This is a genomic window from Actinoplanes sp. CA-030573 (assembly GCF_050951115.1).
Classification (GTDB): Bacteria; Actinomycetota; Actinomycetes; order Mycobacteriales; family Micromonosporaceae; genus Actinoplanes.
This window is the reverse complement of record NZ_CP192038.1, coordinates 2,995,607-3,015,650: the sequence shown is the minus strand read 5'-3', so window position 1 is coordinate 3,015,650 and position 20,044 is coordinate 2,995,607. Positions and strand designations below refer to the sequence as shown.

General features: G+C 69.8%; 23 protein-coding genes and 1 pseudogene. 16 read left to right on the top strand and 8 right to left on the bottom strand.

Annotation, left to right across the window (positions count from 1 at the left end):
* Nucleotides 1–59: 59 nt before the first annotated feature.
* A pseudogene (locus tag ACQP2F_RS14010) lies at nt 60–840 on the bottom strand (transposase family protein).
* 591 nt (nt 841–1,431) lie between these two features.
* Here ACQP2F_RS14010 and ACQP2F_RS14005 point away from each other — a divergent pair.
* Nucleotides 1,432–1,593 carry a hypothetical protein gene (locus ACQP2F_RS14005; RefSeq protein ID WP_433304125.1) on the top strand — a complete coding sequence of 54 codons (162 nt, stop codon included), beginning with the start codon at nt 1,432–1,434 and terminating at the stop codon, nt 1,591–1,593.
* 65 nt (nt 1,594–1,658) lie between these two features.
* On the opposite strand, the gene ACQP2F_RS14000 is transcribed toward ACQP2F_RS14005, so the two are convergent.
* Both ACQP2F_RS14000 and ACQP2F_RS13995 read right to left on the bottom strand, forming a co-directional pair.
* Nucleotides 1,659–2,960: an IS256 family transposase gene (locus tag ACQP2F_RS14000; RefSeq protein ID WP_433307487.1), complete on the bottom strand. Its 1,302-nt coding sequence runs from the start codon at nt 2,958–2,960 to the stop codon at nt 1,659–1,661.
* Nucleotides 2,961–3,068: 108 nt separating this feature from the next.
* Complete coding sequence (locus ACQP2F_RS13995) at nt 3,069–4,664, bottom strand: methyl-accepting chemotaxis protein (protein ID WP_433304123.1); 1,596 nt, start codon at nt 4,662–4,664, stop codon at nt 3,069–3,071.
* 1,737 nt (nt 4,665–6,401) lie between these two features.
* Here ACQP2F_RS13995 and ACQP2F_RS13990 point away from each other — a divergent pair.
* From ACQP2F_RS13990 to ACQP2F_RS13965, 6 genes are all read left to right on the top strand, one after another.
* Nucleotides 6,402–6,899 (top strand): nitroreductase/quinone reductase family protein, encoded by a 498-nt coding sequence (locus tag ACQP2F_RS13990; protein WP_433304121.1) that lies wholly within the window; start codon nt 6,402–6,404, stop codon nt 6,897–6,899.
* A complete protein-coding gene (locus tag ACQP2F_RS13985; RefSeq protein WP_433304119.1) occupies nt 6,896–7,762 on the top strand; it encodes an NmrA family NAD(P)-binding protein in 867 nt (288 codons plus the stop codon). The genes ACQP2F_RS13990 and ACQP2F_RS13985 overlap by 4 nt, the downstream gene beginning before the upstream one ends.
* Nucleotides 7,763–7,818: 56 nt before the next feature.
* Nucleotides 7,819–8,346 (top strand): TetR/AcrR family transcriptional regulator, encoded by a 528-nt coding sequence (locus tag ACQP2F_RS13980; RefSeq protein ID WP_433304117.1) that lies wholly within the window; start codon nt 7,819–7,821, stop codon nt 8,344–8,346.
* Between the two features lie 14 nt (nt 8,347–8,360).
* Nucleotides 8,361–8,888: an AAA family ATPase gene (locus ACQP2F_RS13975; protein ID WP_433307485.1), complete on the top strand. Its 528-nt coding sequence runs from the start codon at nt 8,361–8,363 to the stop codon at nt 8,886–8,888.
* Between the two features lie 34 nt (nt 8,889–8,922).
* Nucleotides 8,923–9,399 carry an ABC transporter permease subunit gene (locus tag ACQP2F_RS13970; protein ID WP_433304115.1) on the top strand — a complete coding sequence of 159 codons (477 nt, stop codon included), beginning with the start codon at nt 8,923–8,925 and terminating at the stop codon, nt 9,397–9,399.
* A 714-nt stretch (nt 9,400–10,113) separates the two neighbouring features.
* The gene (locus tag ACQP2F_RS13965) at nt 10,114–11,247 is read left to right on the top strand and encodes a hypothetical protein (protein WP_433304114.1); all 1,134 of its coding nucleotides are present in this window, start codon (nt 10,114–10,116) and stop codon (nt 11,245–11,247) included.
* Here the strand turns inward: ACQP2F_RS13965 and ACQP2F_RS13960 are convergent.
* Entirely contained in the window at nt 11,200–11,448 is a 249-nt protein-coding gene (locus ACQP2F_RS13960) for a helix-turn-helix domain-containing protein (RefSeq protein WP_433304112.1), read from the bottom strand. The genes ACQP2F_RS13965 and ACQP2F_RS13960 overlap by 48 nt on opposite strands.
* 519 nt (nt 11,449–11,967) lie before the next feature.
* Between ACQP2F_RS13960 and ACQP2F_RS13955 the strand changes: the two genes are divergently transcribed.
* On the top strand, nt 11,968–12,705 hold the full coding sequence (locus tag ACQP2F_RS13955) for a hypothetical protein (protein ID WP_433304110.1): 738 nt from the start codon (nt 11,968–11,970) through the stop codon (nt 12,703–12,705).
* Nucleotides 12,706–12,901: 196 nt separating this feature from the next.
* Here the strand turns inward: ACQP2F_RS13955 and ACQP2F_RS13950 are convergent, their stop codons facing one another.
* The 3 genes from ACQP2F_RS13950 to ACQP2F_RS13940 are packed head-to-tail and all read right to left on the bottom strand — an operon-like array spanning nt 12,902 to nt 14,530.
* Entirely contained in the window at nt 12,902–13,546 is a 645-nt protein-coding gene (locus ACQP2F_RS13950) for a nitroreductase family protein (RefSeq protein ID WP_433304108.1), read from the bottom strand.
* A 58-nt stretch (nt 13,547–13,604) separates the two neighbouring features.
* Complete coding sequence (locus tag ACQP2F_RS13945) at nt 13,605–14,174, bottom strand: TetR/AcrR family transcriptional regulator (RefSeq protein ID WP_433304106.1); 570 nt, start codon at nt 14,172–14,174, stop codon at nt 13,605–13,607.
* 11 nt (nt 14,175–14,185) lie between these two features.
* Nucleotides 14,186–14,530 carry a hypothetical protein gene (locus ACQP2F_RS13940; RefSeq protein WP_433304104.1) on the bottom strand — a complete coding sequence of 115 codons (345 nt, stop codon included), beginning with the start codon at nt 14,528–14,530 and terminating at the stop codon, nt 14,186–14,188.
* A 113-nt stretch (nt 14,531–14,643) separates the two neighbouring features.
* Here ACQP2F_RS13940 and ACQP2F_RS13935 point away from each other — a divergent pair, with 113 nt between their 5' ends.
* Together ACQP2F_RS13935 and ACQP2F_RS13930 are read left to right on the top strand one after the other, a co-directional pair.
* On the top strand, nt 14,644–15,057 hold the full coding sequence (locus tag ACQP2F_RS13935; RefSeq protein ID WP_433304102.1) for a MarR family winged helix-turn-helix transcriptional regulator: 414 nt from the start codon (nt 14,644–14,646) through the stop codon (nt 15,055–15,057).
* 81 nt (nt 15,058–15,138) lie between these two features.
* Nucleotides 15,139–15,513 (top strand): DUF6069 family protein, encoded by a 375-nt coding sequence (locus ACQP2F_RS13930; protein WP_433304100.1) that lies wholly within the window; start codon nt 15,139–15,141, stop codon nt 15,511–15,513.
* A gap of 6 nt (nt 15,514–15,519) precedes the next feature.
* Here the strand turns inward: ACQP2F_RS13930 and ACQP2F_RS13925 are convergent, their stop codons facing one another.
* Nucleotides 15,520–16,371 (bottom strand): oxidoreductase, encoded by an 852-nt coding sequence (locus tag ACQP2F_RS13925; RefSeq protein WP_433304098.1) that lies wholly within the window; start codon nt 16,369–16,371, stop codon nt 15,520–15,522.
* 107 nt (nt 16,372–16,478) lie between these two features.
* On the opposite strand from ACQP2F_RS13925, the gene ACQP2F_RS13920 reads away from it, so the two are divergent.
* From ACQP2F_RS13920 to ACQP2F_RS13895, 6 genes are all read left to right on the top strand, one after another.
* Complete coding sequence (locus ACQP2F_RS13920; RefSeq protein WP_433304096.1) at nt 16,479–17,381, top strand: LysR family transcriptional regulator; 903 nt, start codon at nt 16,479–16,481, stop codon at nt 17,379–17,381.
* A 56-nt stretch (nt 17,382–17,437) separates the two neighbouring features.
* Entirely contained in the window at nt 17,438–17,569 is a 132-nt protein-coding gene (locus ACQP2F_RS13915; RefSeq protein ID WP_433304094.1) for a hypothetical protein, read from the top strand.
* Nucleotides 17,566–17,835, top strand: coding sequence for an SDR family oxidoreductase (locus ACQP2F_RS13910; RefSeq protein ID WP_433304092.1), 270 nt, complete (start codon nt 17,566–17,568; stop codon nt 17,833–17,835). The genes ACQP2F_RS13915 and ACQP2F_RS13910 overlap by 4 nt, the downstream gene beginning before the upstream one ends.
* Entirely contained in the window at nt 17,787–18,119 is a 333-nt protein-coding gene (locus tag ACQP2F_RS13905) for a hypothetical protein (RefSeq protein ID WP_433304090.1), read from the top strand. Before ACQP2F_RS13910 ends, ACQP2F_RS13905 begins: the two co-directional genes overlap by 49 nt.
* 56 nt (nt 18,120–18,175) lie before the next feature.
* Complete coding sequence (locus ACQP2F_RS13900) at nt 18,176–18,703, top strand: TetR/AcrR family transcriptional regulator (protein ID WP_433304088.1); 528 nt, start codon at nt 18,176–18,178, stop codon at nt 18,701–18,703.
* A 75-nt stretch (nt 18,704–18,778) separates the two neighbouring features.
* Nucleotides 18,779–20,008 (top strand): cyanophycinase, encoded by a 1,230-nt coding sequence (locus ACQP2F_RS13895; protein ID WP_433304086.1) that lies wholly within the window; start codon nt 18,779–18,781, stop codon nt 20,006–20,008.
* The last annotated feature ends 36 nt before the right edge of the window (nt 20,009–20,044 follow it).

Below are 20,044 nucleotides of genomic sequence, written 5' to 3'. Positions count from 1 at the left end.
TCTACCATGCTTGAACGCGCATGCCGGCCCGGCTGGAGGGCCTCATCAGTGAGCCATTTTCATCCGGTGTAGCGCGGTGACTTTACGTGGTGCAGGACGAGGGTGGCCTGCACGATCGCGGTGGCTTTACGCGGGCAGCAGCGCAGCTTGGCGACCATGTTGCAGGTTTCGAGCGTGGCGATCGCGCGCTCGCCGCGGGCGCGGATCTTCGCGTGGGCGCGGTTGACCGCTTCTGCCGGCTGGACAGCTTCGGCCGGAAGCGTCGCTGCTTGAACGGCGTGCGCACGCTGCCGCGGGCGCCCTGGTTCCCTTGTCGGCGAAGGTCATCACCTCCGCGCTAGTCAGGGCGTCGATGATGCCGTGGGTGCGGGCGGCGGTCAAGTCGTGTACCAAGCCCGGCAGGGCGGGGTGACGCTCAGACGAGGCGGCCGGCAGCGTCCGCGATGACCTGCACGTTTACACCGTGCCGCTTGTACTTGCCGGAGTAGTAGGGCTTCTGGTCGGTGACGCGGTCGATCGGGACCAGCGTGCCGCCCAGGATCGCGTATGCCAGCAGCCGGATGCGCGCCATGGCGGTGTCCGGGTCGTCGGCGGCCGCGCTGAGCAGGGCTATCGCTTCTTGATCGTAGCGCCAGGCGGTGGCGGTCTCGATCTGGAAGCCGGCCGCGAGGCGCGCGTAGGTGTCGTCGTTGCGTAGGTGGGCCAGGGCGAGTAGCGCCTGGCGACCGGGCTCCAGGCGTCCCCAGCGGGATCCGAGCTGCTTGCGGTGGCTGCGGATGCGTTAGGCGAGGTGGTTCAGGGTCCGGCTGGCAACGGGATCACGGCGGGGTAGGACAGCATAGCGCGCCTCCCGGTCGGGGCACCGGGTTTTGTTCGATTTGCTGTCCTACCTGAAGCTCGCGTCCATCGATCACCGGGTCTACCACACCCGCCCTGAGCTGCAAGATCAGCTTGAAAATTGGCTCAGTCGACTAATAGCGGCGGTCCGCGATTAGCGGCTCCGGCGCGGACGGGGCGTCCTGGACTCGTTCAAACTAGCGTCCAGTGCCGGTTGCCGGTGCACGCGTAAGACGAGATGAGCGGTGACGGCGGCATGAACCTCGGCAAGCCGGCCGTCCGCATCCGCGAGACCGCCACTTCCTCGCCACAACCAAGACCGGCGGCGAGCGGGCGGTGTGTCAGATGCAACTCGGCGAGCCACCCAACGGCCGTCGCTGGCTTTTCGCGGTGGCGCTGCACTGGGGCAGCGGCCACTCACGCGCGAAGGACTTCGACACGCGCCGAGACCCGCAACGTTACTGACGGCATCTAACAACTATGGCACTGCAATGCCCCGAACCCCACCCCGCTGGGTACCAGCACTGCGAGCGACCCGCACCACCGCCAGCGCCACGGCATCGGTCAACAACGACCCGCCGTTCTGAAGCGAAAATGCGCTTCGGTCGACCGGAGAAGGAGCTGATGGAGGCCGGCGACCTCGAGGGCATGTTCGACTTCAACGTCGTGGACTATCACAAACGCCTGCCGTACAGCGTGGTCGGCCAGAAGCCGCAGGCGAAAGACCCCCTCGGCCAGCTGACCCGCGTTCCGTAGCACGCTCGGCACGGCCGGCCCCAGGGACTGTCAAGAAAACGGTGTAACTCGATCTTGTTAAGGGGTCAGTTCCGGCCTGCGGACAGGCGGCCTTCGAAGGCGAGATCGAAGGCGTTGAGGGCGGGTTTCCAGCGGATGGTCCAGCGGCGGCGTCCGGCGCCGGTCGGGTCGAGGGCCATCACGGCGAGGTAGACGCATTTGAGGGCGGCTTGCTCGTTCGGGAAGTGCCCGCGGGCCCGGACGGCCCGGCGGATGCGGGCATTCACGCTTTCGATGGCGTTGGTGGAGCAGACGACCTTGCGGATCTCAGCGTCGAACGCAAGGAACGGTACGAACTCGGCCCAGGCGTTCTCCCAGAGCCGGACGATGGCCGGGTATCTGTCGCCCCAGGCTTCGGCGAACTCGAGGAAGCGTTGCTCGGCGGCGGCCTCGGTCGGTGCGGTGTAGACCGGCTTGAGCGCCTTGGCGATCGCGTCGTAGTGCTGGCGACCGGCGTACTTGAACGAGTTACGCAGCAGGTGCACCACGCAGGTCTGGACCACGGTCTTCGGCCAGACCGTGTTGATCGCGTCGGGCAGGCCGGTGAGGCCATCGCACACGGCCATCAGCACATCCTCGACACCACGATTCTTGAGCTCGGTGCACACGCTGAACCAGAACTTGGCGCCCTCGCCGCCGTCGCCGGCCCACAGTAAGAGGATGTCGCGGGTGCCCTCGGCGGTGACAGCCAGGGCAACGTAGATGGGCCGGTTGGCGACCTTCCCGTCGCGGATCTTGACGTTGATCGCGTCCAGGAACACCACGGGGTAGACCCGGTCCAGCGGCCGGTTCTGCCACTCGGCCATGCCGTCCATGACCTTATCGGTGATCGTGGAGATCGTCTGGCGGGAGACGTCGGCGCCGTAGACCTCGGCCAGGTGAGCGCTGATCTCCCCGGTGGTCAGGCCTTTCGCCGACAGCGACAGGACCATGTCCTCGACCCCGGTCAGCCGCCGTTGCCGCTTACGGACGATCTGCGGCTCGAACGAGCCGTCCCGATCCCGCCAAACGGTGATCTCGACCGGGCTGACGTCGGTGAGCACCGTCTTCGCCCTCGACCCGTTGCAGGAGTTTCCGCCGTCCTTGCCGGCTGGGTCGTGTTTCTCATAGCCGAGGTGATCGGTGATCTCGCCGTCCAGCGCGGCTTCGATCACCCGCTTGGTCAGCTGCTGCAGCAAACCGCCTTCACCGGTCAGCTGCAGGCCCGCTGCGCGGGCCTGCTCAACCAGCCGGCCGACCAGCTCGGCGTCCACGCCCTCCGGCGTGACCGCCGGAGTCTTCTTCTTCGCCACCGCGGAAGTATCCACGGCGTCCGTCATGACGGTCATCAGGTGCGTCTCCATGATCAGGAGTTACACCGTTCGTTTTACAGTCCCCGGCCCCAATCAGCTCCGCCGCGATGCCTTATCGGCGCCGGCCAGATGTGCTCACAAGATCTAGCAGCGGTAGCGGGCGATGAGCTGGTGCAGGTTGTCGGCCATGGTGGTCACGGTGGTCGTGGCTTGCTGGCTGTGGTCGATCTGCTCGGTGGTGGCGTTGGCGGTGTCGGTGACCGTGGTGACGGTGTGTGCGATGCGGGCGCTGCCGGCGACGGCGAGGTCGACGTTACGGACCATCTCGGCGGTGGTGGCGGCCTGTTGTTCGACCGCGGAGGCGATGGTGAGCTGGTATTCGTTGACGCGGTCGATGACATCGCTGATTGCGGCAATAGCGGCGATCGCGCTGGCGGTGTCGGTTTGGATGGTGCCAACGCGAGCGGTGATGTCGCTCGTGGCGCGGGCGGTTTCCTGAGCGAGGTCCTTGACTTCGGAAGCCACTACGGCGAAGCCTTTGCCGGCTTCGCCGGCGCGGGCGGCTTCGATGGTGGCGTTTAGAGCCAGCAGGTTGGTCTGGTCGGCGATACCGGTGATTAGGGCGACGACCTGACTGATTTTTGCTGATGAGGCGTCGAGACTGGTGACAGTGGTGGTGGCGTTGGTGACAGCGGTGACAGCTTCGGCGGCGGCGTTAGTGGCATTGGTGGCGTTAGTGGCTATTTCGGCGATCGCGGCGTTCATCTGTTCCGCGCCGGCCGACAGCGTCAGGACATTGCTGGACACCTGATGGGCGGCGGTGGCGGCTTCGGTCGCCTGATGGCTGCTGTGAGCGGCTTGCTGGGCGATACGGCCGGTAGCGCCGCTGAGCTCGCCGGCGGCGGAGCGCAGGTCGTCAGCAGCGCGACGCACGGTGGTAACGGTGTCAGCCATACCGGCCAGGAACCGGTTGAACAGCTGCGCGATACGGGTCAGTTCGTCGCGGCCGGTCTCGTCGAGCCGGCCGGTGAGGTCCCCATCGCCGTCCGCGATGTCAGCCAGGCGGCTCTGCAGTGCAGACAAAGGCCGCGAGATCGAGATCATCAGCAACGGCACCAGCATCGCAGTCACCGCCAGCGCGGCGATACCAGCGCTGAGCATGGCCGTGCGGGCGTCGGCAGCAGTGCGAGCGGCCTGCACGGCCGCGGCATCGGCGCGCTCGGCCGCGCTCTGGGCGACCTTGCTGACGGCTAAGGCCACAGCCTGGAAATGGACGATCTCCTCACCGAGCACCTTCTGGTGCGCGGCTTTAACCGCGGCGGGGCTGCCGGACTGGTAGGCCTTCCAAATGTCGACGTCTACGGCCATGAACTGATCCACGGCCGCGGATGCGGCGACGACCTGTTGCCGGTCGGTGCTGCTCAGCGCCCTGTCCCCGGCTAGTGTGGTGAGCCCTGCCTTCAGCGCCGCGACGGATTTCTCAAACGCCTTGCGCGAGGCTGGATCGCCGGTGTTCAAGGCCGCGTCGAGCGCGTACGCGGTCTGCCAGCCGTTCCAGTCCGCCGACAGGTACTGCACCTGCAACGCATCACGCTGAGTGATCCGCGCGTCGTCCATCGCGGCGACCGCATCTCGCATACGCGGAAACCCGGCCAGCCCTACCACCAGCAATGCCAGCATCGTAAGGGCTAGCACCGCGGACACGGCACCGAGCCTCACACGGATGGACAACCGTCGCATCAAGATCCTCCTTCATGGCGCCTCATGTTGGGCCGTGGCCGATCCTGCAACAGCTCGACGGTGGTGGCCTTAGCCCGTGCTGTTGTTGCGGCGGGCCGTCATCGCCTCTTCGATCTGCGCGGTGGGATGCCTACACGCCGAACCAGGCCGGTGATGACGTTCTGCTGGTCGGCGCCCGGTTGTGAACTCGGCCGTGGCGGCGTGCGCCCTCGACAAGGCGCGGGGGTATGCGCGGCCAGCGTGGTCATCAAGCCGACGGCGCCAGCTTTGCACACGGCCAAGGTGATGCCGAAGCGCTCCTGCCGGCTAGCGATCCATGAACGCCGCCGCAGCCCGTCGCCGATATGTCACGCTACACAATGCGTTATTAGCCCCTGCACGGCCAGCTAATCACCGACTGCGGTCACCGTCGAGGGACCAGACCAGGCTTGCCCGCAACCGCGAGCAACGGCAACCGCTTGAAGCGCCAGCCAAATGGTGCAGCCCCACCAGCCAGCCTCAAACAGCCCGTCTAGCGCAACCCGGCCGGGCGCCCGCCGGTAGCCTATCGTCTCGCCATCGTGATGACGGCGAAAAGCCGGAGCGGACTAGAGCGGCTCCCCCTTCCTGTACCGCGCTCGCGCATCTGCACAACTGTGCCGTGATGAGAAATCCCGTACCGCACCACTTCACAGAGTGTTCCACTTCCACGATTCCGGGACGGTCTGATCGGCGATCCCCGCCTCTGTCGGTTCCCGAGGTCGACTGCAAGGCAGGAAGCCGTTCTTCCTTGGCCGGGTGCAAGCGGTTACAGACCGTTGGTCTGAGCAGACTCGCGGGCAAGGTCGGTCATGGCTCCCGGGGTCGGAGGCCCGCGCCGCGCTGAGCTCTATCTAGGCCGCGACCGTGGCGCACCCGACCCTCGCCACCCTCGCCCGGGTATTGGCCGGGGCCTCTGAACTGCCACGCGCCCGCCAGCAGACGACCGGACACCGATCCGGTCGGCACGGCCACCACCTCGGCCACCATCAGCACAGGCCAATTCCACACCTGCGCCGCGGGCACCGACGGCACCCGCTGGTGCTGGGGCGCCAACTGGTACTAGCAGTCCGGCCAAACCGGCACCACCGACGACCAGATACGCCGACACAGGTCGGCACCAACAAGCAGCTGGGCCACCGTCACCGCCGGCGAACAACACCTGCGCCCGACGGACGACACCATCTGGTGCTTCAGCGCCAACACGCACGGACAGACCGGACAAGGCGACACCACCACCCGCACCGGCCTCACCCAAGTCCCCGGCCGCACCGGTAAAGCCCTCAGCGACGGCTACGCCGCTAACCACATCATGATCATCTCCCGACCAACCCTCTGCAAACGACGTCAGCACGAAACGCCGAACACCGTGAAAAGCATCTCCAAGGCTCCCTAAGAATCGCCCACCGCGACCATGAAACGGTTGCCGAGCTGAGGCGGGCCCATGATGGCCCGAGTGGCCAAAGATGGGCTGCACGGAAACCGCTTGCCAACCGTAAAGGTAAATGTAGTTCCGGCACGAAGCTTGTGATTCCGTCCATCCTGCGGCGTGTCGGCTGCTCGGTCAGGACGACCCGGGGACCAATGAACGTCGAAGTTCACAGGACCTAACGTGTGCCTTTTGATCACCTCCAATCGACAGGAATTGCAGGCTTAGGGCCGGTGACGCGACCGACCTCAACAACACTTCGCAACGGTGGCGTAGCGTATGCTTCGCGTATGAGCATCGATAACCGTCCCGCGGTGGAACGCATTCAGCCTCCCAAGGCGCCGTACCGGGTCGTCAACGCCGTAATGAGATGGCTTCTGAGGTCGCCGCGACGGTCCCGGCAGGTCGGTCGGCACCTGCTTCTGCTGCACGTCACGGGCCGCAGGACCGGCCGCCGCCTCGACCTGCCGGTGGCCTATCGCGAGGCCGGCGACGGGCGGCTGATGGTTCTCACCAACTCAGGCTGGCGGGTCAACCTGCGCGGCGGATCTCAGGTCGCGGTCACGATGCGCGGCACCCGGCGTCCCGCGCGGGCGGAGCTCGTCGAGGACCCCGAGACGGTGGCCACGGTGTACCGGCGGCTGATCGACGAGGTCGGGTACCGCACGGCCGGCCGCCGGATGGGAATCCGGATCAACGTGCCGCGGACCCCGACCGTCGCCGAGCTCGCCGAGGCGGCCCGCCGCGACGGTCTCGCCGTCATCTACCTTCACCTGGAGCGCAGATGAACGCCCGGCCGATCCTGGTCACCGGCGCCACGGGCAATGTGGGCGGCGCCGCGGCCCGGGCCCTGCTGAGCGCCGGGCGGCCGGTACGTGTCGCCGGCACCGATGTGGACCGGCTGCGCGCCCTGTTCCCTCACGCCGAAGCCGTCATGCTGGATCTCCGGCGTCCGGAGACCTTCGCCCCGGCCGTGACCGGCGCGGGCGGGCTGGTGCTGGTCCGTCCGCCGGCGATCAGCCGGGTCGGCCCCACCCTCAACGCCCTGCTCGACGCGGCCGCCCACCACGACGCCGGCCACGTCGTCTTCTGCTCGGTCACCGGCGCCGACACCAACCGCGTTGTACCCCACCACCGGGTCGAGACGCACCTGCGCCGCTCTCGCCTGTCCTGGACGATTCTGCGGCCCGGCTTCTTCGCGCAGAACCTGGCCGATGCCTACCGGCCGGACATCCGCGACGACGACCGGATCTATCTGCCCGCCGGGCAGGGCCGCGCCGCGTTCGTCGACACGCGCGATCTCGGCGACGTGACCGCCGTGGTGTACGACGACCCCGATGCGCACCGCGGCGCCGCGTACACCTTGACCGGAGCGCACGCGCTCGGCTTCGACGAGGTGGCCCGGCTGCTCACCGACGTGCTCGGCCGGACCATCCGCTACCAGCCGGCCGGCGTCGCCGGCTATCTGCGGCACCTGCGACACCGGCACCTGCCGATGGTGCAGTGCCTGGTGCAGACGGTGCTGCACACCGGACTGCGCCGCGGCCAGGCGGAGCGGGTCGATCCGACGCTCGGTCGCCTGCTGGGACGCGCACCCACCCCGCTGGCCGCCTACATTCGCGACTACCGCCACCTGTGGGCTTCGCGGTGAAGCCGGGCGCACCGGCCGGCCGCGTCGATCCGCGGATCGCGCGCAGTCGCGCCTCCGTGCTACGCAGCACCGTCGAACTGCTCTACGAGCGGGGCATCGCAGCCACCACGATCGAAGCCGTGGCGGACCGGTCCGGGGTGGCCAAGACCACCATCTACCGGCAGTGGAAGGGGCAGCCGGAGCTGGTGCTCGACGCCTTCGGCAGCCTGCTGCGGGCCCCGGCCGATCCGGCGACCGGCTCGCTGCGGGATGACCTCGTGGATCTGCTATCCGGCTTCGCCACCGCGCTGTCGCACGGCCCAGCCACCCGCCTGATGTTCGCCCTCATCGACGCGGCCGAACGCGATGCCGCGTTCGCCGCCCTGCACCGCCAGGAGGCCGCGGCCCGGCACGCGGTCATCCTCCAGGTCATCGACCGGGGCATCCGGCGCGGGGAGCTGCCGGCCGGCACGGACGCCGCCGAGGTCCTCGACCTGGTCGCCGGCCCCGTCTTCCACCGGCGAGCGGTCTCCGCCGGCACCGTCGACGCCGCCTTCGCCGAACGTGTGGTCGACCGGGTCCTGGCCGCCTACCAGATTGGATAGGCTTCTCCGTGGGCATGGGACAGCGGCTCGGCATCGCCGCCGCGCTGATCGGCGACCCGGCGGTGGTCATGCTCGACGAACCGGTCAACGGCCTGGACCCCGACGGCATCCGCTGGATCCGCAACCTGCTCAAAGACCTCGCGGCACAAGGCCGTACGGTATTCGTCTCCTCCCATCTGATGAGCGAGATGGCGCAGACGGCGGAGCACCTCATCGTCGTCGGCCGCGGCCGTCTGCTCGCCGACGTCCCCCTCGCCGAGTTCACGCGCCGGGCGTCCCAGGCCACCGTCCGCGTCCGCTCACCGCAGGCCGCCGCCCTGCGCGAGCTGCTGGTCGGAGCCGGGGTGACGGTCACCAGCGGTGAACCCGGCCTGCTGGAGGTAACCGGCCTGAGCTCCGCGCAGATCGGCGACCGTGCCGCCGCCGCCCATCTCACCCTGCACGAGCTCAGCACCGCCGAAACGTCATTGGAGGAGGCGTTCATGTCCATGACCCGCGACACCGTCGAGTACAGCGGCAGCGCCACGAAAGCATCGCCATGACATCGATCACCGCCGCCGCTTCTCACTCACCGCCGTGCCCCGCCGCTGGCCGGTGCTGGCCGGCAAGGTCGCCGTGCTGGCCGCTGTCACGCTGGCCGCCCTGGTACCGACGGTCCTGCTAACCTTCCTCGCCGGGCAGGCCGTCCTCGGCGACAAGGGCATCTCCCTCGCCGACGACGGCGTGTTGCGGGCGGTCCTCGGCACGGCCGGCTATCTCGCCGGCGTCGGCGTACTGGGCATGGCACTCGGTTTCCTGCTACGCAACATCGCCGCCGCGCTCACCACCGTGGTCGCCATCCTGCTGATCGTGCCCGGCGTCGTGTCGCTACTGCCCGACAACTGGTCCGACACGATCGCGCCCTATCTGCCGTCCAATGCCGGACAGGCGCTCATGAACCTCGGCACCGACCTCCGCCTGCTCTCACCGACGGCCGGGGCAACCGTCGTCCTAGGCTGGTTGCTCATTCTCCTGAGCCATGCTGCCATCCAGCTGCGCCACCGCGACGCCTGAGCAGACGGCGGGCTGACCAGACGCCTTGCCGCACCGGTGCGTCCGGTGTACTGGGCTCGGCGCCGGAAGTTCATCCGTCGACTGCCTGCAGAGCCCTCACGGCCCCCATATCGTCTGGCGGTGGACAACGCGGAAGATATCCGGCTGGCGGCGGTCATTGACGGGGTCACCAACGCAGAGCAGAAAAATCCTCCTAGATTCCCGACGTCACCGACGCCGTGCACCGTTCCTTGCACCGGCTTCGTGACGGCTTAGACCGGGCCCATCGCGGACAGTGTGGCGTAGTGGGCGACGCCCGGTGGGCGTACTACGTCGACGAACTCGACCGCGGCCTGAGCGAGCTGGAAACCGGAGACGGCTCGCGCCGCTGCGGGCCGCGCACCGGTCGATGACGCCGCAGACATGATCACCGCACACGCCTCTGCCCTGGAACTGGCCGGATGGCGACAAAGGTTCAGCATCGCCGGCGATACCACCAGATCCATGGACCCTCGCGGCCGCAGGCTTAGCGGTTTCCCAGCACCGGGACGACACGGACGCCGTGAGCGCGGCGGTGGACAAGGTGCGTAAGGCCGCGCGGGGAGGGTCCGCAACCACCTGACGCGTCCCGCCGCGCCTGCGGACGGTCCGCCGTCGACCGGCGCTCAACCCGGGTGCCGGCGTGCCGATCGCTCCGGTGTGAGAGAAGTTCCGTGGTGGCAGTCGCCTCTGCTGATGCGGACGGGCGAGTTCGTACTGCGGCGACGATTTTGGCTGGCCGGGTTGCTGGCCGCCCTGGCCGGGCTGACCAGCCGGCAGACCCCGCTGGACGTGCAGGCCTTCGCCGATCTGGGGCGGCTGGTTCTGGCCGGGCGGCTCGACGAGGCCTACACCGGCACATTCAACCAGGCCGGACCGCTGCAGTTGCTGATCAGCCGGCTGGTGTTGATCGGCGGGCACGCCAGCATCCCGTCCGCGCTGGTGCGCGTGGCGTTCGACCTGGCGCTGACGCTGGGTGCGATGGCCGCCTGCCGCGGCCGGCCGGTGCGGCAGATCGTGGTCGCCGTGCTGGCCCTGCTCTGGTTGCTGGGCCCGACGCCGTGGAGCGGCCATCCCGCCGAGGTGACGATCGCGCTGCTCTGGGCGTACGCCATCGGGTTGCACCGCAAGGAGCGGCCACTGGCCGCGGCGGTCGCGCTGGGCGTCTCCGTCATGATCGCCCCGATCGGTGTGCTGGGTTTCCCGTGCCTGCTCGCGGTCACCGGCCCGCTGCGGGCGATCCGCACCTCGCTGGTGGCCGCCGGGGTCGCGGTCGCGGGCTACCTGCCGTTCGTGCTGAGCGGGCAGTTCGGGATGCTCGGGCATGTCTGGCCGGTTTCCGAGCGGACGCTGCCCTGGCTGCTCGGCATGCACGAGGTGACCTGGGCGACCCGGCTCGGGCAGGCGGTACTGGTGGCCGGCGGGTGCGCCCTGGTCGCGTACCTGCTGCGGGGCCGGCTGGTGGCGTTCGCCGCGGCGCCGTTGGCCGCCGCCGCGCTGCGGATAATCACCGACCCGCAGATCTTCGACTACTACTGGCTGCCGGTGTCGGTCAGCGCGGTGCTGCTGATCGCGCTGCTGCCGGACGACTTCCCGATGTGGCGTCAGGTGCTGCTGGTCGTGATCGGCTACGTGACCGTGATGGCGGCGACCACCGATCAGGCCGGCCTCGGCGCGTTCGTGTGCCTGGCCGGGTATCTGCTGGCCGCGGTGCCGGTCGAGCGCCTGCTCGATGGAAAGAGGCTCATTGTTCGGGGCAAGCCGGCATATCTGGCGCCGTCTTTATGCCGACCGCTGCCGGCTGACTCGATGAGGTGCCGCCGTCAGTAATGATGCTGCTCCACCAAATGCATAGCGTGCCAGCCATCGGTCGACGGTCGGTAACGACGTTTTCGTCGAGGCAGCGATCTCTTTCCGTTGCAATCCCTTGGCTCTCAACAGCACTATCGTCGCCCGCGTCTTCAATTCGGCTGGGGCATCGGCTCGCTCGAGGATCGCCCGCAACTCGGCCTCGGCTTCGTCTGACAGCATCCGGTCAGCATCGGCGAAGGGATCACCTCGGCGCAAGTGGACGAGGACGGGAGACGCTGATCGCCGGACGAGCCGCCGGGCCCGAGACGTGAGCCATTCTCACTTTTGACAGTAGATTGCCTACGCCTCTAGCCTGGCGCCTGTCCTTGACAAAGTCATGTCGCCATTTTGCTGATGTGCACGTGCACATCAGTATTCTGCTAGCGATTGCGGCCCTTTAGTTTTTCGCGCCCTACAAGGGTTGCACGAGGTGCAGCTCTGACGTTGGGGGTGCCGTGGTTCGGTGCCAGAACAGCATTCCCCCGAATGTTCGAAGCACCGAACCCGGTCCCGCGGCGATCGTGCCGGCGTCGAGCAGAAAACCCCCTTTTCCTGAGCGCCCCGATCCACTCGGCCGGGGTCGGCGTCGCCGGTCACGGTCCACCCGAAGCCCGCGGCCGCGGCCAGCGGGTCGCATGGCGCAGGTGCGTCCACGAGCGCAATCCGCACCGAACAACCTGTGTGAAGGACGTAGCTTCCGTGTTGCACCCAAGGGCCGGGCGATGGCTGCTGGCGGCCACCGCTGTGCTGCAGGCCTGCGCCCCACCGGTGATCGGATTCGACAGCGACGCCGCGGATCCGCCGATCGTGCCGCCGGGGACCGTTCTTCGCCGTCTGGGGCGTCGTGGTGTCGGCTGCTTGATCGTCGCGGCGTGGGGCCTGCCGGCCCAGCGCGCCACGGTCGCGCCGTACCGGGACATCCAGGTGCCGCTCGCGCTGGTCCAGGTGGGCTTCGTCCTGTGGCTGCTCGCCGCGGGCTCGCCCGCGCGCTGGCTGACCGTGCCGATCTTCGCGGGCATGCTCACTGGGTTGGGCGTCTGCCTGCGGCAGGTGGTGACGGCCATCGACGCGGAGGCGACCGACCGCATCACCGGCCGGCTGCTCGGCATTGTTCTTGGCGTGGACGCCGGCTGGTCCACCGCCGCCGTGTGGATCAATACGGCCACCCTGCTGCCGAGCGGCACCTTCACCGGCACACCGGGGTTGGTGGTGCAGTGCGGGTTCGTGGTCGCCGCATCGGGTACCGCGGCCGTCGGGGCGCACCTCCTGCGCGGGCAAGCGTCGTACGCCCTTACGGCCGGATGGGCGCTGATCGGCGTCGCCGTCAGTGCCGTCATGGCCGGCCTCGAGGCGCTGGCCGCCATCGCGGGACTTGTGCTGGTCGGTGCCATCGTCCTGGTGCGCCGGCGGTCCGGCCCGGCGCATCGTCCCGTCTAGCGGCGGCCGCCATTCGCCGAGCAGGAGCACTGCACCGCGACCGGTTCGAGCCCCGGCGCTCGTGCGGCAAGCGCGATCAGGGCACCTCGCAAGTCAGCGTCACCCACGCCGTCGGCGGCACCGATGCGAATGCGCCCGGCTCGGCCGGTCGAAGTGCGGCTCGCGGCGCGCATTCATGCGAAAACAGCGCGGCGGCTCACCAGGACTCCAGGTGAAGGACCTCGGTCAGTGGCTGCCGCGGCGCCGGCCGGAAGGACGTTCCGGTGTAGTAGGCGGTCGGAATGAGAACGCCTTGATGAACAGACGGCGGTATCCCCAGCAGTTCGGAGATCTCCCGCTCGTACCGCAGGTGCAGGGTCGTCCACGCCGTTCCGAGACCGCGGGTGCGAGCCGCAAGCATGTAGCTCCACGCCGCGGGCAGCAGCGAACCCCAAAGACCGGCCTGATTGCCCTTGGGCAGTTCCTCGGCACCGGTATCGAGGCAACCGATGACGTGAACGGGCACCTCGGCGAGGTGCTCCCCGAGGTAGGCGACGCTGTCGCCGACACGGTTCTGGACCCGGGCGCGCGCGGCATCGGCGGAGAACAGCTTGCCGGCGGCTCCCGCGGAGGCGCTGTACGAAGCGACGGCGGCACGGTAGTGGTCGCCGATGACGGCCCGCTTGGCGGGATCGGTCACCACCATCCAATGCCATCCCTGACGGTTGGACCCGCTCGGCGCCTGAAGCGCAGTTTCGAGGTACTCGAGAACAACGGGCAGGGGAACCGGCCGCTTGAGGTCCAACCGTTTCCGGACGGATCGGGTGGTGGTCAGCAACTGCTCCGGAGTCAGGTCGCTCATCCGGCGATTATGCCGGTACGCCCGCCGGTCGAGGCAGCACGCGGACAGCGCCGGACGGTCAGCGAGCGGCCGATGCTCCCCCGCAGAAGACGTCGACAACGATTTCCGTCGCACCCTCCCCCAGGCCGTCGCGCAGGGCAAGCGTGAGGATCTGGAAGTAGCTTTCGACGTGCCAGTCGAGAGGGATGTCGTCGCGCAGGCGATGCTCGGTCACGCCGAGCCGCATGAGCTCGGTGGCCGCGGCGACGATCTGCGTCAGCGGGGGTGAGTCGGGCACTCGTCCCCCGGCCGCGACGGTGATCAGGCTCCACGCGCGATGTCCGCCGACGAGAGCGGCGCGGGTCATGCGCTCCAGCGCGGCGTCGAACGGCGGTTCGGTGGGCCGCGCCTGTTCCAGCAAGGCGTGGACCACCTCGAGCGCGCGGTCCACGAGCGCCGCCACGATGTGGTTGCGGGTCGGAAAATGCCGGTAGACGGTGGTCCGGCCGCGGCCCGTGGCGATGATGATGTCCTCGAAGCTGGCGGCCGGGTTCATTCGCAGCACCTCGTCGGCCGCGCCGAGGATGGCTTCCCGGTTGCGTTCGGCGTCTGCGCGGCGGCGCGCGGGCGGATCCGGCACCGGATGCACGGGTAGCCCGATCAGGCGAGGCTGTCGGCGGTCCTCCAGACCGCGGCACCGGCAGCCAGAAGCGCAGTCGCGGACAGCAGGAGCTTTCCGGCGCGCGGAAGCGCCACGAACCATGCATGCACCTTCCCGCTGAGCCGGCGCAGCGCGTCGTCGGCTCGAGACGCCCACGCGAATCGGCTGGCGAGCAGCCGCAACGCGACGTATGCAAGGGGAAGCCCGGCTTCGGGAAGGACGATGAGCAACGGCGCCGCCAGCACACCGAGCACGAGGCCCGCCAGCGGCCGCCACCGCGGCCGCGGCCGCGCCGCCTTCGTCCCGCGCCCGGTGGGCGGGGTGGGCACTGGAGTGCCAGTCACGCGCGCCTCCCATAAGTGGTACTCAACCGTACCACTTCGGCGCCGTGGGTGATCGGCCCACGAGACCGGTGCGCTGCGAGTATGTATGTGTGGATCCTCAGGAACGCGTGAGATTGTCGGCGGAGATCTTCGGAGTGCTGGCTCGTACGGTTCATCGGACGGCGCAGGAAGCCTCCGCGATCCTGCGGGCGGAAGGACTCAACCCGGCACAGTTTCAGCTGTTGCTGGCGGTCCGCGCCAACCCTGACGAATTCCAGCAGGTGGTCGGGCAGCGGCTGGGCGTGACGGCCGCGGCAGTGTCCATGCTGGTGACGAAACTGCAGAACGCGGGACTGCTCGGTCGGGTGCCCGAGGGTGCCGCGAACCGGTTGCGGCTGACCCACGCCGGGCGCGAGCTCGTCGATCGGCTGGCGCCCCAGCAGGACGCCTTCATGGCCCAGCGCTTCGCGGCGCTCGACGACGCCGAGTTGGCCGAGCTCCACCGGCTGGCCAGCCGGGCCTTCGAGGGCTTGCCAGCACCTTCCTGACGGCGTTACCGTGGCGCAATGTTAAGCGCTGAAGTTACCAGCGTCCTACGCCGGCGGGCCGCTCTGGCAACCGCACCGGCAGTGCTCGGGGCATTGCTGTGTTACCAGATCGCCCACGCCACCGGCGAGCAGCTGGAGGTCGGCGTTCGAGGCGCCGACCGACCCGTTCCGTGGCAGGCCGTCGTGCTGGCAACCCTCGTCGGGGCGGTGGCGGGATGGGGTCTGGCCCGGCTGTCGCTGGGCACAGGGCGTCCGCGCCGCACCTTTCTCCTCCTGACCGCGGCGGGCCTGGTGATCAGCGCCGCGCCACCGGCACAGGCGGCCACCTCTTCGAGCACCGCCGTCTGGCTGCTGGTCATGCACGCCGCGGTGGCGGCGGCCATCATTCCGGCTCTGGCCGCCACCCTGCCGGCCACCGCCGGGCCGCGGGCCGGCGACTTGATGCCAACGCAGTAGGTCCAGTCACGCCGCCGGCTGGGGCTCGATGGCGGTGGCGCGGGACACGGATTCCCAACTGCGCAGCTCGTTACGGACGGTGTCCAGATGCCCGAGGATGCCGTCGACGGCGTCGTCGCCCAATGGCAGGCGCAACGGTGTCGTGTCGGCGGCCAGCGCGGCCAGGATGGCGGCGGCGGCCTTCGCGGGGTCGCCGGGCTGGGAGCCGTCGATGCCTTTGATCATGCGGCGGGTCGGGCCGACCGTGTCGGCGTACGCGGCCAGCTCGGCGCTTTCGACCAGCCCGCCGCCGGAGAACCCGGTGCGGAAAGCGCCCGGCTCGACGATCATCACGCGGATACCCAGCGGTCCGACCTCGGCGGCGAGCGCCTCGGAGTAGCCCTCGAGGGCGAACTTGGTGGCGCAGTACGCGGAGAAGCCCGGGTAGGCCACCTGCCCGCCGAACGACGAGATCTGCACGATCGCCCCGGCGCCGCGCTCGCGCATGCCGGGCAGCACCGCGCGCACCAGGGCGGCGGGGCCGTGCACATGCAGATCGAACAACGATCGCAACTCCGCGTCGGTGGTCTCCTCGGCGGCGCCGACCTGGCCGCGCCCGGCGTTGTTGACCAGCACGTCGATGCGCCCGTACCGGGACTGCACGTCCGCGACCACGGCGGCGCAGGCAGCAAGGTCAGTGACGTCCAGCCGTACGGCGTCGAGCTGGTCGGGGTGGGCGGCGACCAGGTCGCCGAGCGCCTCGGTGCGCCGGGCGGTGGCGACGACGACATCGCCGGCGGCGATCGCCGCCTCGGTGAGCGCGCGGCCGAAACCGCTGCTCGCGCCGGTGATCAACCAGACTCGGCTGCTCGTGGTCATGACGGTCGGCTCCTTCCCCGGCGTGGCCGGTTTCCGTTGTGCTGACCCACTCAGGCTCGGTGATCCGTTGACTTGCTGTCCAAGACCTACGGTGATAGCCACTGGTTATGGACGTGCACCTGCGGGACTTGCGTTACTTCGTGACCGTGGCTGAGCATCTGCACTTCACCCGGGCGGCGGAGGCGCTGTTCATCAGCCAGCCGGCGTTGTCCAAGCAGATCCGCACCCTGGAGACCCAGCTGCGCGCGCCGCTGTTCGACCGGGACCGCCAGCAGGTGAGCCTGACCACCGCCGGGCGGGCACTGCTCCCCCACGCACGGGCCGTCCTGGACGCCTGGCTGACCGCCGAAACCGATCTCGCTGCCGCCGCGGCACAACAGGCGGCCACCCTGACCGTCGGCATGAGCACCGGTCTGAGCCGGGGCCTGCTGCCCGCGGTCCGGGCCCGCCTGGCCGACGCCGCACCGCAGGCGCGCCTGCAGATCCGGCAGGTGCCGTGGGACGACCCGACCGGCGGCGTCAGCACGAACGGCCCCGGGCGCACCGACGCCGCGTTCGTCTGGCTGCCCGTACCGCAACCCGAGCGTTTCGCCTGGCTGAGCGTGGCCACCGAGGCGCGGCTGCTCGCCCTGCCCGCCGCTCATCGGCTGGTTCACCGCGACGTCGTGGACATCAGCGACCTGCTCGACGAGCCGTTCCTCGCCCTGCCCGCCGACAGCGGCGACCTGCGGGACCACTGGCTCGCGGTGGACGCCCGTCAGGGACACCCCGTCACTATCGGTGCCGAGATCAGCAACACCGAGGAGACCGTCGAGGCGCTGACCGCGGGACTCGGGATCTGCCTTGTCGCGGCCGGTAACACCCCCCTGATCGCCCGCGACGGCATCGTCGTGCGGCCGGTCACCGGCGTGGCGCCCAGCGAACTGGTCCTGCTGTGGCGCCGCGGGGACGACCGGCCGCTGCTGCGGCACCTGTGCAACGCCGTGCGGCACGCGGCCGCCTCGCGCTGAACACGAACGCGCTGCTGGCGCCACTTCGCTACGGTTGCGTAGCGTAATGTCGGCATATGAACATCGACAACCGCCCCGCGGTGGAACGCGTCCGACTGCCGGTGGCCTATCGCGAGGCCGGCGACCGGCGGCTGATGGCCCGCCGCGACGGTCTCGCCGTCATCTACCTTCACCTGGAGCGCAGATGAACGCCCGGCCGATCCTGGTCACCGGCGCCACGGGCAATGTGGGCGGCGCCGCGGCCCGGGCCCTGCTGAGCGCCGGGCGGCCGGTACGTGTCGCCGGCACCGATGTGGACCGGCTGCGCGCCCTGTTCCCTCACGCCGAAGCCGTCATGCTGGATCTCCGGCGTCCGGAGACCTTCGCCCCGGCCGTGACCGGCGCGGGCGGGCTGGTGCTGGTCCGGTGGTGTACGAGGACCCCGATGCGCACCGCGGCGCCGCGTACACCTTGACCGGAGCGCACGCGCTCGGCTTCGACGAGGTGGCCCGGCTGCTCACCGACGTGCTCGGCCGGACCATCCGCTACCAGCCGGCCGGCGTCGCCGGCTATCTGCGGCACCTGCGACACCGGCACCTGCCGATGGTGCAGTGCCTGGTGCAGACGGTGCTGCACACCGGACTGCGCCGCGGCCAGGCGGAGCGGGTCGATCCGACGCTCGGTCGCCTGCTGGGACGCGCACCCACCCCGCTGGCCGCCTACATTCGCGACTACCGCCACCTGTGGGCTTCGCGGTGAAGCCGGGCGCACCGGCCGGCCGCGTCGATCCGCGGATCGCGCGCAGTCGCGCCTCCGTGCTACGCAGCACCGTCGAACTGCTCTACGAGCGGGGCATCGCAGCCACCACGATCGAAGCCGTGGCGGACCGGTCCGGGGTGGCCAAGACCACCATCTACCGGCAGTGGAAGGGGCAGCCGGAGCTGGTGCTCGACGCCTTCGGCAGCCTGCTGCGGGCCCCGGCCGATCCGGCGACCGGCTCGCTGCGGGATGACCTCGTGGATCTGCTATCCGGCTTCGCCACCGCGCTGTCGCACGGCCCAGCCACCCGCCTGATGTTCGCCCTCATCGACGCGGCCGAACGCGATGCCGCGTTCGCCGCCCTGCACCGCCAGGAGGCCGCGGCCCGGCACGCGGTCATCCTCCAGGTCATCGACCGGGGCATCCGGCGCGGGGAGCTGCCGGCCGGCACGGACGCCGCCGAGGTCCTCGACCTGGTCGCCGGCCCCGTCTTCCACCGGCGAGCGGTCTCCGCCGGCACCGTCGACGCCGCCTTCGCCGAACGTGTGGTCGACCGGGTCCTGGCCGCCTACCGGACCGGATAGGCGGTGGCCCGCGCGGCCGGAATGGCGGTATGGTGCTGGGCACACGGTTCGCCCTCACGAATGGTGAGGAGCATCGTGTCCATACGCTTCATGCTGGCCGTCGTGGCCGGCGTCGCCGTCGTCATCCCGGCGGCGCCCGCGCCGGCCGGCGCCCATCCCCTTCCCGCCCGCGGCGGGAGTCTCGTGCTCGTCGGTGGTGGACTGTCCGACGACAACGCCGCCGTCTACGACGACATCGTCCGGCTCGCCGGTGGGTCCGGGCGGGCCCGGATCGGCATCGTCACCGCGGCGTCGCCGGTTCCGTCCGAGGACCCGGACGCCGGAACTCCGGACTGCAACAACAGCGTCTGCAATGGCGACTACTACGTCGCACTGCTGCGCCGCTACGGCGCCGAGGCGGAGTGGATCCCGATCGATCGCGACCACCCCGGCGCGGCCGAGGACCCCGCGGTGGTGGCGCAAATCCGGCAGTTGACCGGCTTCTTCTTCGGCGGCGGTGACCAGTACCGGTACGTGACCACCATGCAGCGTCCCGGCGGCGCGGACTCGGCGGCGCTGGCCGCGATCCGGGCCCGGCTGCGCTCCGGGGCCGTGGTGGCCGGTACCAGCGCCGGCGCGCAGATCCAGGCCGGCGCCGACATGCTGACCGGCGGGGAGTCGTACGAGGGACTGCGCGACGGCAGCGCCCCGGGCTACTTCGACGATGCCACCCGGCTGGGATATCTGCCGCACGGCGGGTTCGGGTTCTTCCGGGCCGGTCTGCTCGACACGCACTTCTCCACCCGTGGCCGGTTGGGCCGTTCCGTGCGGCTGGCCGTGGACACCGGGCACGACCGGGTGTTCGGGCTCGACCAGGACACCGCGCTCGAGGTCACCGGCGTCGGCGGCGGGCACGAGTCGCTGCGGGTGATCGGCCGTGCCGCCATCCACGTGCTCGACCTGCGGCGGGCGACGGTCCCCGGCGGCGCTCACCCATGGGCGGTGCGCGGCGTGCGCTGGACCCGGCTGGTCGACGGCGACCGCTACGACGCCGCCCGGTGGCGGGCCGTTCCGGCCGGGTCGCGGTCCCGCGGAACCACGACCGGATGTCCCGCTCCGGTCACCGACGTGTTCGGCGCCCACGTGCTCGCCGGTCTCGCCCTCGATCTGGCCGGCCGAGCGGGCTGCCGGGTCGCCTCCGGGCAGACCGCCGAGCAGGAGCCGGCGTTCGCCGTCGAGCTGCGCCGCGACCGCTGGTTCACGGCGTACCGGGCCGGCGACGCGGTCACCTACACCGGCCTGCGGGTCGACATTCACGGCGTGTGACGCCGCCGCCGGTCCCCGCACGAACGCGCGGGGACC

What these genes read in the sequence shown, in the direction of transcription:
- ACQP2F_RS14005 (WP_433304125.1), top strand. Translation starts at nt 1,432, where the DNA reads ATGCGCTTCGGTCGACCGGAGAAGGAGCTGATGGAGGCCGGCGACCTC.
- ACQP2F_RS14000 (WP_433307487.1), bottom strand. Translation starts at nt 2,960, where the DNA reads ATGACCGTCATGACGGACGCCGTGGATACTTCCGCGGTGGCGAAGAAG.
- ACQP2F_RS13995 (WP_433304123.1), bottom strand. Translation starts at nt 4,664, where the DNA reads ATGCGACGGTTGTCCATCCGTGTGAGGCTCGGTGCCGTGTCCGCGGTG.
- ACQP2F_RS13990 (WP_433304121.1), top strand. Translation starts at nt 6,402, where the DNA reads ATGAGCATCGATAACCGTCCCGCGGTGGAACGCATTCAGCCTCCCAAG.
- ACQP2F_RS13985 (WP_433304119.1), top strand. Translation starts at nt 6,896, where the DNA reads ATGAACGCCCGGCCGATCCTGGTCACCGGCGCCACGGGCAATGTGGGC.
- ACQP2F_RS13975 (WP_433307485.1), top strand. Translation starts at nt 8,361, where the DNA reads ATGGGACAGCGGCTCGGCATCGCCGCCGCGCTGATCGGCGACCCGGCG.
- ACQP2F_RS13965 (WP_433304114.1), top strand. Translation starts at nt 10,114, where the DNA reads ATGCGGACGGGCGAGTTCGTACTGCGGCGACGATTTTGGCTGGCCGGG.
- ACQP2F_RS13960 (WP_433304112.1), bottom strand. Translation starts at nt 11,448, where the DNA reads ATGCTGTCAGACGAAGCCGAGGCCGAGTTGCGGGCGATCCTCGAGCGA.
- ACQP2F_RS13950 (WP_433304108.1), bottom strand. Translation starts at nt 13,546, where the DNA reads ATGAGCGACCTGACTCCGGAGCAGTTGCTGACCACCACCCGATCCGTC.
- ACQP2F_RS13925 (WP_433304098.1), bottom strand. Translation starts at nt 16,371, where the DNA reads ATGACCACGAGCAGCCGAGTCTGGTTGATCACCGGCGCGAGCAGCGGT.
- ACQP2F_RS13920 (WP_433304096.1), top strand. Translation starts at nt 16,479, where the DNA reads ATGGACGTGCACCTGCGGGACTTGCGTTACTTCGTGACCGTGGCTGAG.
- ACQP2F_RS13915 (WP_433304094.1), top strand. Translation starts at nt 17,438, where the DNA reads ATGAACATCGACAACCGCCCCGCGGTGGAACGCGTCCGACTGCCGGTG.
- ACQP2F_RS13910 (WP_433304092.1), top strand. Translation starts at nt 17,566, where the DNA reads ATGAACGCCCGGCCGATCCTGGTCACCGGCGCCACGGGCAATGTGGGC.